Annotated in this window: 7 protein-coding genes; 3 read left to right on the forward strand and 4 right to left on the reverse strand. The window is 75.3% G+C overall.

Annotated elements, in window-relative coordinates:
* On the reverse strand, nucleotides 1-713 hold a 713-nt coding region (locus JZ5iCDA_RS13135), incomplete at its 3' end, for a histidine kinase (protein WP_253182088.1).
* A 153-nt stretch (nucleotides 714-866) separates the two neighbouring features.
* Between JZ5iCDA_RS13135 and JZ5iCDA_RS13140 the strand changes: the two genes are divergently transcribed.
* Entirely contained in the window at nucleotides 867-1,289 is a 423-nt protein-coding gene (locus JZ5iCDA_RS13140; RefSeq protein ID WP_069387587.1) for a hypothetical protein, read from the forward strand.
* The gene (locus JZ5iCDA_RS13145) at nucleotides 1,286-2,872 is read left to right on the forward strand and encodes a multicopper oxidase family protein (protein WP_069387588.1); all 1,587 of its coding nucleotides are present in this window, start codon (nucleotides 1,286-1,288) and stop codon (nucleotides 2,870-2,872) included. Before JZ5iCDA_RS13140 ends, JZ5iCDA_RS13145 begins: the two co-directional genes overlap by 4 nt.
* Nucleotides 2,873-2,876: 4 nt before the next feature.
* On the opposite strand, the gene JZ5iCDA_RS13150 is transcribed toward JZ5iCDA_RS13145, so the two are convergent.
* The gene (locus tag JZ5iCDA_RS13150) at nucleotides 2,877-3,650 is read right to left on the reverse strand and encodes a GTP pyrophosphokinase (RefSeq protein WP_436967406.1); all 774 of its coding nucleotides are present in this window, start codon (nucleotides 3,648-3,650) and stop codon (nucleotides 2,877-2,879) included.
* Between the two features lie 157 nt (nucleotides 3,651-3,807).
* Here JZ5iCDA_RS13150 and JZ5iCDA_RS13155 point away from each other — a divergent pair, with 157 nt between their 5' ends.
* On the forward strand, nucleotides 3,808-6,504 hold the full coding sequence (locus JZ5iCDA_RS13155) for an ATP-dependent DNA ligase (protein WP_069387589.1): 2,697 nt from the start codon (nucleotides 3,808-3,810) through the stop codon (nucleotides 6,502-6,504).
* 12 nt (nucleotides 6,505-6,516) lie between these two features.
* Here the strand turns inward: JZ5iCDA_RS13155 and JZ5iCDA_RS13160 are convergent, their stop codons facing one another.
* Both JZ5iCDA_RS13160 and JZ5iCDA_RS13165 read right to left on the reverse strand, forming a co-directional pair.
* The gene (locus tag JZ5iCDA_RS13160; protein ID WP_069387591.1) at nucleotides 6,517-7,386 is read right to left on the reverse strand and encodes an alpha/beta hydrolase; all 870 of its coding nucleotides are present in this window, start codon (nucleotides 7,384-7,386) and stop codon (nucleotides 6,517-6,519) included.
* 83 nt (nucleotides 7,387-7,469) lie between these two features.
* Nucleotides 7,470-9,020: helix-turn-helix domain-containing protein (locus JZ5iCDA_RS13165; protein WP_139123107.1), on the reverse strand; the 1,551-nt coding region annotated here is incomplete at its 5' end.

Here is a 9,020-nt window from a genome sequence, read left to right on the forward strand (position 1 = left end):
TGCACGTCCCGGCGGAGCACGTCGTCCCGGCCGACGGCCTCCGCGGCGACGTTGCCGTGCAGGGCGACGACCGCGAGGTGGTGGCCGAGCACGTCGTGCAGGTCGCGCGCCACGCGCACCCGCTCGGCCTCGACCCGCCGGTCGGCGGCCTGCGCCTGCTCGGCGGCGGTGAGCAGGCGCACGCGCTCGGCCTGCTCGCGAGCGGCGTGCGTGAGCCGGACGACGACGCCGAGCGCGATCGACGCGGCGACGAGCGCCACGTTCGTCACGAGCTCGTACCCGTACAGGTACGTCAGGGGCTGCCCCTCCTCCACGCGGAAGTACGCGGACACCGCCACGAGCACGGTCCCCGACACGACCGCCCACGCCGTCAGCCCGAGCTCCGCCGCCGAGTACAGCGCCGCGACCGCGGGCAGCGCGGTGCCGATCACGGGCAGGCCGAGCGCGTAGTAGGCGAAGACGCCGAGCACCGTGAGGACGAGCATCGTGCGGGGAGCGCGGCGGCGGATCGCGACCAGCACGCCGAACGCGACGGCGAACGCGTACGCGACCGGGCCCGTCGTGCCGGGCCCGTCGAAGTCGGCCGCGATGACCACGGCGATCGCGAGCGTCATCGCCACCGCGAGCACGGCGTCGGTCACCCGCGGGTCTCCCCCGGGCCGCGGCGACCCGGAGGCGACCACCGGCGCCAGGGCGTCCCGTCGCGCTGTCATGCCGCCAGCGTACGGAGGCGGCACCCCGAGCGCGTCGGCCCGCGGGACCAGGGTCGTGTCGCCCGGGGGCGACACGACCGTCGCCGACCGACGACGACGACGGACGCCCCCGGGCCGATGTGGTCGGAGCCGTCCGCTCGGCATCGTCGAGCCATGACCTCCCCCGACCCGCTCCCCCGGCCCGCGCCCGCGGCCGACCGGTCGTCCTCGACGGCGCCGCTGTCGTGGCCGACCGTCCTCGGCCTCGGCTCACTGGCCCTCCTGTGGCCGCTCGCCGCCCTGCTGCTCCCGGACGGCGGCGGCCTCCCGCGCGCGCTGGCGATCCTCGCCGTGACCACGCTCGTGTGGGTGGGGGTCGTCGGCCTCGGCGGCGTCGCGCGCCCGGTCCTCACGCTCACGCTGACCGGTCTGGTCTTCGGCGTCGTCGCGGCGGTCGTCTCCGCGCTCGTCGGCGTGGACGGCGACCGGCCCGCCTGGGCGGTCGTGCCGGCGCTCGCCCTCGACACCGTGTGGGGCTTCTGCGCCGGCGTGGTCGCCGCGGCCGTGCAGCGCGCCCGGGGCGGGGCGGACCGATGACCGGGCCGACGACGACGCGGGCCCGCCGCACGGTGCGCGCCGTGACGGCGGCCGTCGTGGGTGTCGTGACGGCGCTGCTCGCCGGGTGCGCCCTCGCGCCGTCGGTGCACCCGGTCCAGGAGCAGGACTTCACGACGCCGCTCGCGATACCGCCGCTCGCGCCGTCCCGCGTCGTCGACGGCACGCGCGTCTTCTCCCTCACCGCCCAGGAGGGCACGACGTCGTTCGTGCCCGGGACGACGACGCCCACGTGGGGCTTCGACGGCTCCTACCTCGGCCCGACGCTGCGCGCCGCGCGCGGCGAGCGCGTCGCCGTCGAGGTGACGAACGCGCTCGGCGAGCCGACGAGCGTGCACTGGCACGGCATGCACCTGCCCGCCGCGATGGACGGCGGGCCGCACCAGGAGGTCGCGCCCGGCGAGACGTGGCGCCCGACGTGGCAGGTCGACCAGCCCGCCGCGACGCTCTGGTACCACCCGCACCCGCACGGCGCGACGGAGGAGCACGTGTACCGCGGCCTCGCCGGCCTGTTCCTCCTCGACGACGACGCGTCGGCGGCGGCCTCGCTGCCGTCGGCGTACGGCGTGGACGACGTACCCGTCGTGGTGCAGGACAAGGCCTTCGACGACGACGGCGCGCTCGAGCTGCCCGACGACGGCGGCGAGCCGGGGTTCCTCGGGGACGTCGTGGTGACCAACGGGACCGTCGGCGCGTACCACGAGGTGACGACCGAGCGCGTGCGGCTGCGCCTGCTCAACGGCTCGACCGCGCGGACCTACGCGCTCGGCTTCCGCGACCGCGAGATGGACCTCGTCGCGACCGACGGCGGGCTCCTCGACGCGCCGGTGCGCACCGACCGCGTGCGGCTCGCGCCGGGCGAGCGCGCCGAGGTCGTGGTGGCGATGTCACCGGGCGAGACGACGCGGCTGCACTCGTTCGCCGCAGACCTCGGCGGCGTCGCGGCGTCGTTCGCGATGGGCGGCAAGGAGGCGTTCGACGTGCTCGAGCTTGGCGCCGCGGACGCGCTCGCGCCCTCCCCCGCGCCGGCGTGGGGTCCGTCGGCGCACGCGGCCGACGACGCGCTGCACGCCGAGGACGCCACCACCGAGCGCACGTTCGAGCTCGCCGACCGCGAGATCAACGGGCGCCGGATGGACATGAGCCGCATCGACGAGACGGTGACCGTGGGCGAGACCGAGGTCTGGACCGTGCGGAACGCGCACCCCGTGCCGCACAGCTTCCACGTGCACGACGTCCAGTTCGAGGTCCTCGACGTCGACGGCGAGCCGCCGCCCGCACCGCTGGCGGGCCGCAAGGACACGATCTACCTCGAGCCGAGCCGCACCTACCGCCTCGTGCTGCGGTTCGACGACTACACCGACCCGGACGTGCCGTACATGTTCCACTGCCACATGCTCCGGCACGAGGACGAGCGCATGATGGGCCAGCTCGTCGTCGTGGAGCCGGGCGGCGCCGCGGGCGAGATCGCCACGCCGGAGGGGTCGCACGACGACGCGCCCGCGTTCGCGCCCGGGAGCGGGCCACGTGTCGGCCGGGACGCCGGGCACGGCGCCCACGGGTGACGGGTCAGCCGTCGTGCCTGCGCTCGTGCAGCGCGTCGTCCATGACGACCGCCGTCCGCAGGAACGACTCGATCATCTCGCGCGGCGTCGCGAGCGTGTCGCTCGCCTCGGGCGCCGTCGCGCGGCCACCGTCGAGCTGGCGCACCTCGTCGTGGATGCGCTCCATGGTCGTGTCGAGCGTCGCGGCGACGTCGGCCGCGAGCTTGAGCGCGTCGGTGAGGTGGCTCGGCACCTCACGCTGGTACTTGTAGTAGATCTTGTGCTCGAGGCTCGCCCAGAAGTCCATGGCGATGGTGCGCAGCTGGATCTCGACGACGACGTCCTCGACGCCGTCCGAGAGGAACACGGGCACCTCGACGATGAGGTGCAGGCTCTTGTACCCGTTCGCCTTGGGGTTGGCGATGTAGTCGCGCTCCTCGACCACGGTGATGTCGCGCTGCGCGACGAGCATGTCGCGCACCCGGTAGATGTCCGAGACGAAGCTGCACGTGACGCGCACGCCCGCGATGTCGCACAGGCTCTCCTTGACCGCCTCGGGCGTGAGCGGCACGCCCTTGCGCCGGGCCTTGGCAGCGATCGACTCGAAGGACTTCAGACGCGAGCCGAGGTGCTCGATGGGGTTGTCGTCGTGGACGTGGCGGAACTCGTCGCGCAGGACGGTGATCTTCGTCATCACCTCGTCGATCGCGAACTTGTACGTCATCATCAGGCGGCGGAACTCCTGGACCTGCGCCCTCAGATCGGCGGGCAGCGGCCGGTCGGCCGTCGTGTGCGTCACGTCGTTCCCTCTCGTCCGCCAGGCCCTCGCCTGCGGCGCGTCCGTCGGGCGCGCTCTCCCACTGTCCCACGTCCGGGGCGCCCGAGAAGTTCCGCCACGAGCACCGGACGCCCAGCCACGACGGGCGGACTTCCGGCGAGCGCGCCACGATGACCCCATGCCCTCCGCCCGGTCCTCAGCACCGACCCGCACGTCCGGCGGGTCGGCGGGCCAGACGGTGAACGTGGAGGGCCACCGGCTCAAGCTGACGAACCTCGACAAGGTCCTCTACCCCGCGACGGGGACGACGAAGGGCGACGTGCTCGCCTACCTCGCGTCCGTCGCCGACGTCATGCTGCCCCACTGCGCGAACCGGCCCGCGACGCGCAAGCGCTGGCCCGACGGCACGGACGGCCAGGTGTTCTTCCAGAAGAACGCCGGTCAGGGCGTGCCGTCGTGGGTGCGCACGCGGCGCATCCAGCACAAGAGCAGCGCGAACGACTACGTGCTCGTCAACGACCTCGCCACGCTCACGTGGCTCGGGCAGACGGGGTCGCTCGAGCTGCACGTGCCGCAGTGGCAGTTCGGCCGCACGGGCGTCCACCTCAACCCCGACCGGCTCGTGCTCGACCTCGACCCCGGCCCGGGCACGGGCCTCCCCGAGTGCGCGGAGGTCGCCCGGCTCGCGCGGCAGATCCTCGTCGGCATGGGCCTCGACCCGCTCCCGGTGACGAGCGGGTCCAAGGGCATCCACCTGTACGCGGCGCTCGACGGCAAGCAGGACTCGGCGGCGGTCTCGGCGGTCGCGCACGAGCTCGCGCGCTACCTCGAGTCCGAGCACCCCGACCTCGTCGTGAGCGACATGAAGAAGTCGCTGCGCGGCGGGAAGGTGCTCGTCGACTGGAGCCAGAACAACGCGAACAAGACGACGATCGCCCCGTACTCGCTGCGCGGCCGCGAGCGCCCCATGGTCGCCGCGCCCCGCACGTGGGACGAGCTCGACGACCCGGACCTGCGCCACCTCGACGCCGACGAGGTGCTCGAGCGCGTGCGCACGATCGGCGACCCGCTGGCCGCGCTCACCGCGGGCCACCTCGCCGCGCTCGAGCCGACGCCCGAGCGCATGGCGACGTTCGAGCGCAAGGGCGCCCCGGCGTCGGGCACCGACGGCGACGGCGACGACGGCGACGGCGACGACGGCAGCCCGGCGCGCGCCGACCGGCTCGCGAAGTACCGGTCGATGCGCGACGCGGCGAGGACGCCCGAACCCGTCCCCGACGACGCTCCCCCTCCGAGCGCGGGCATGAGCTTCGTCATCCAGGAGCACCACGCCCGGCGCCTGCACTGGGACTTCCGGCTCGAGCACGACGGCGTCCTCGTGAGCTGGGCGCTGCCGCGCGGCGAGCCGACGGACCCGAAGAAGAACCACCTCGCCGTCCAGACGGAGGACCACCCGCTCGCCTACGGCTCGTTCGAGGGCTCCATCCCGAAGGGCGAGTACGGCGCGGGCGAGGTGACGATCTGGGACGCGGGCACCTACGAGCTCGAGAAGTGGCGCGACGACGAGGAGGTCATCGTCACGCTCCACGGCGAGAAGCACGGCACGCGCCGCCTCGCCCTCATCCACACGCGCGGCCGCGGCGGCTCGGGCGAGGAGAACAACTGGCTGATCCACCTCATGGCCCCCGCGGGGTCGGGTCGGGCGCACGGGGTCCGGGACGCGGAGGCCGAGGAGGGGGCGCCGGGTCTACCATCCGCGGCTCGTCCCTCGCCGCTCCCGCCAGACCCGCCACGACCCGGCGCCCCCTCCTCGCCCACCGCTTCGTCGCGGTCCGGCGGCGAGCCCACGCGCGCCCGCACGGACTGGCGGCCGATGCTGGCGTCGCCGGGCCGCCCGTCGGACTTCGCGGACGGCGACGACGCGTGGGCGTTCGAGATGAAGTGGGACGGGTTCCGCGCGCTCGCGGAGGTGTCGGCCGGGTCGGTGCGGCTGGTCAGCCGGTCGGGCAAGGACATGACGGTGACGTACCCGGAGCTGCAGGCGCTGGCGGAGCAGGTGCCCGCCGACGCGCTGCCGCTCGTGGTGGACGGCGAGATCGTCGCCCTGGACGCGAAGGGTCGTCCGAGCTTCCGGCGGCTGCAGCACCGCGCGAACATCGCGAAGCCGGGCGACGTCGCGGCGGCGCGCCGCACGGTCCAGGTCGACCTCATGGTGTTCGACGTCCTGGAGACGGGTGGGCGGTCGCTCGCGCGGCGCACGTACGAGGAGCGGCGCGAGATCCTCCACGAGGTGCTGGGCGGGGCGGTCGCGCCGGTGCACGTGCCGCCGGCGTTCGACGGCGACCTCGAGGCGGCGATGTCGACGTCGAAGCAGCTGGGGCTGGAGGGCGTCGTCGCGAAGCGCCGGGACAGCACGTACCTCGCGGGCCGCCGGTCGCAGCAGTGGCTCAAGCTCAAGCACGCGCGGTCGCAGGAGGTCGTCGTGGTGGGCTGGCGGCCGGGCCACGGCGAGCGAGGGCACCTCGTGGGCTCGCTCCTGCTCGCCGTGCCCGACGGCGACCGGCTCGTCTACGTGGGCCGCGTCGGGTCGGGCTTCAGCGACGCGGAGCGGCGCGACCTCGTCGCCGAGCTGGGTCGGATCGAGCGGACGACGCCGGCGGCGGTCGGCGTGCCGCGCGAGGACGCGACGGACGCGCGCTGGGTGTCGCCGCGTCGTGTGGCCGAGGTCGTCTACGGGGACTGGACGGGGCAGTCCGCGGGCGACGGCGGCGACCCGGACGACACCCCGTTCGGCAAGCTGCGCCACCCGGTGTGGAAGGGGTGGCGGCGCGACAAGTCGCCGGACGACGTCGTCGTCGAGCGGCCCGTGGGCTGACCCCGGCGTCCGTCAGGCGCCCGCGGCCCGCGGCGTCGTCCGCACGTGCTCGAGCGCCCAGTCGAGCGCGTGGGCGGCGACCTCCTCCCACCCGGGCGCGGCGCACGTCCAGTGGTCACGTCCGGCGAACTCGTGGTACTCCGTGACGGCCGGGGACTTCTCCCAGTGCTTCGCGTTCGAGCGGTTCACCGACGGCGGCATGATGTGGTCCTTCTCGCCCGCGATGAACAGCAGCGGCGCGCGGTCCGCGGAGAAGTCGACCCAGGTCTCCTGGCGGCCGGGCTTGAAGTTCGCGATGAGGCCGTAGTCCCATACCCACGCGCCGGGCGCCGGGATCGCGTACCGCTCCCACGCGGCGTGCGACTCGTCGGCCGGGAGGGTGTTGGCGAAGGCGTAGTGGAACTCCTCCGGCGTGAACCCCACGGCACGGTGCCGGTTCGCGGGGTTGCGCAGCGCCGGGAACAGCGAGCGCGCCTGCGACGGCGGGGTGACCCGCACACCCTCGGGCGGGGCCGAGTCGATGGCCACGCCGGCCGCGCCGAGACCGCGCGCGAGGAGGAGCTGCGTGAGCGCCCCGCCGAACGAGTGACCCATGATGATCGGCGGGGCGTCGAGCGCCTCGACCACCCCCGCGAGGTGGTCGACCGTCTCGGGGACGGTCAGGTCGGCGATCACCTGCGGGTTCTCGCGCAGCGCCTCCACCTCGATCTCGAAGCCCGGGTACCCGGGCGTGAGGACCCTCATCCCCTTCGACTCGTAGTACGGGACCCACGCCTCCCAGCTGCGCGGCGTCATCCAGAGGCCGTGGACGAGGACGACGGTGTCGGGCGCCGCGCCGCCGGGCGCGTCGGTCGGTGTCACGGGACGCTCGGTGTCGGTCATGGCGCTTCCCTTCTCGCCGGTGCGGGACACTCGCAGCGTCCTCGCGGCGGGGTGCGCGCGGACCACGCGCGGTCCGTAGTCCGTCAGGGCGCGCCGGCGGCGAGGTGCGCCCGGAGCTGGCGCCGCGACGAGACGCCGAGCTTGTGGAACACCTTGCGCAGGTGGTAGTCGACCGTATGGGCGCTGATGAACAGCGTCGCGCCGATCTCGGCGTTCGTGCCGCCGTCGGCCGCGAGGCGCGCCACGGTCTCCTCGCGCGCCGTGAGCGGCGAGCGGCGGGAAGCCCGCGCGTCGCCCGGTCCTGCCCCGGTCGCCGTGAGCTCCGCGCGCGCCCGCCGGTCGAACGCCGTCGCGCCCGCCGCCGCGAAGACGTCCTCGGCAGCCCGGAGCAGCAGGCGCGCCTCGGCCCGCCGTCGACGACGGCGCAGGAGCTCGCCGTGCAGGAGCCGCGTGCGCGCGGCGTCGACGACGGCTCCCGCCTCGTCGAGGGCGCGCGCCGACTCCGCGTACCACCGCTCGGCCTCCTCGGCGTCGCTCAGCAGCGCGCGGCAGCGCTCCGCCGTCCCCCGCGCCCACGGTGAGCCGTTGGCGCGGGCGACGGCCTCGAGGCGGTCGACGTGCGGCCGCGCCTCCTCCGCCCGTCCCGACCGCACCGCGGCCTCCACGAGGTCCGGCACCTGCAGCGGTGCGAGCCGGAGGAACGGCTTCGTGACGAGCGGGGCGAGGGTCGCGTACGCGTCCCGGTAGCGGCCCTCGGCGAGGTCGCGGACCGCGAGCGCCCCGAGCGCGGAGGCCTCGACGCCCCCGAAGCCGACCTGCCGTGCCGCTGCCGCGGCCTGCAGGACCTGCTCGCGCGGCGCGTCCACCCACGCGAGGTGGGCGACGTCGACGACGTGCTCGCCGTCGTAGCCGATCGCGCGCCGCAGCTCGCGGACCTGCTCGAGATGCTGTGCGGCGCGGCGCGGCGTCCCGCCGGTGAGCTCGGCGAGGGAGGAGGCCGACAGGCTCGTGTCGAGGGCCTGCAGCGACCCGGCGTCGCGCGCGGCCCGCGTCACGCGTGCGAGCCACGCGTCCCGTCCGCGCAGGTCCCACAGCGCGGTCGTGACGGCGACGCCCGCGGTGACGAACGCGAGCGCGCGGTCGTCGTCGAGCGCGTCGAGGGCGGCCGTGCCGTGGCGCAGCGCCGGGACGGCGTCCGCCGGGTCCTCGAGGACGAGGGCGCCGAGGGCCCGCAGCACGTCCGCGGTCGGCCCGGGCCGCACCGCGGCGCCCGCCTCCAGGCGCCGGCCGAGCTCGGGCAGCGAGGTGCCGTGCAGCGCGCGGTCGGCCGTCGCCGCGTGCTCGAACGCTTGCACGAGCGCGTCCTGCTCGCGCTCCGGGTCGGCGCCGTGCAGGAGCGCGGCCGCGTCGAGCATGTCCGCGGCCGCGCGGGGCACGACGTCCGGATCGCTGGTGAACAGGCCGAGCGCGACCCGGACGGCGACGACGCGCGCCCGGAGCACCCGGTCGGGCGCTCCGGGCCCGGTCCCCTCCGAGGGCATCTCGTCGAGGAGCGACGCGCCGATGCGCGCGGCACCGGCGGCGACCGCGGCCTCCGCGGCCGCGACCCGGCGCCGGTCCCGGTCCGGTCCCGG

The sequence above is a fragment of the Cellulosimicrobium cellulans genome (assembly GCF_001722485.1).
Classification (GTDB): Bacteria; Actinomycetota; Actinomycetes; order Actinomycetales; family Cellulomonadaceae; genus Cellulosimicrobium; species Cellulosimicrobium cellulans_A.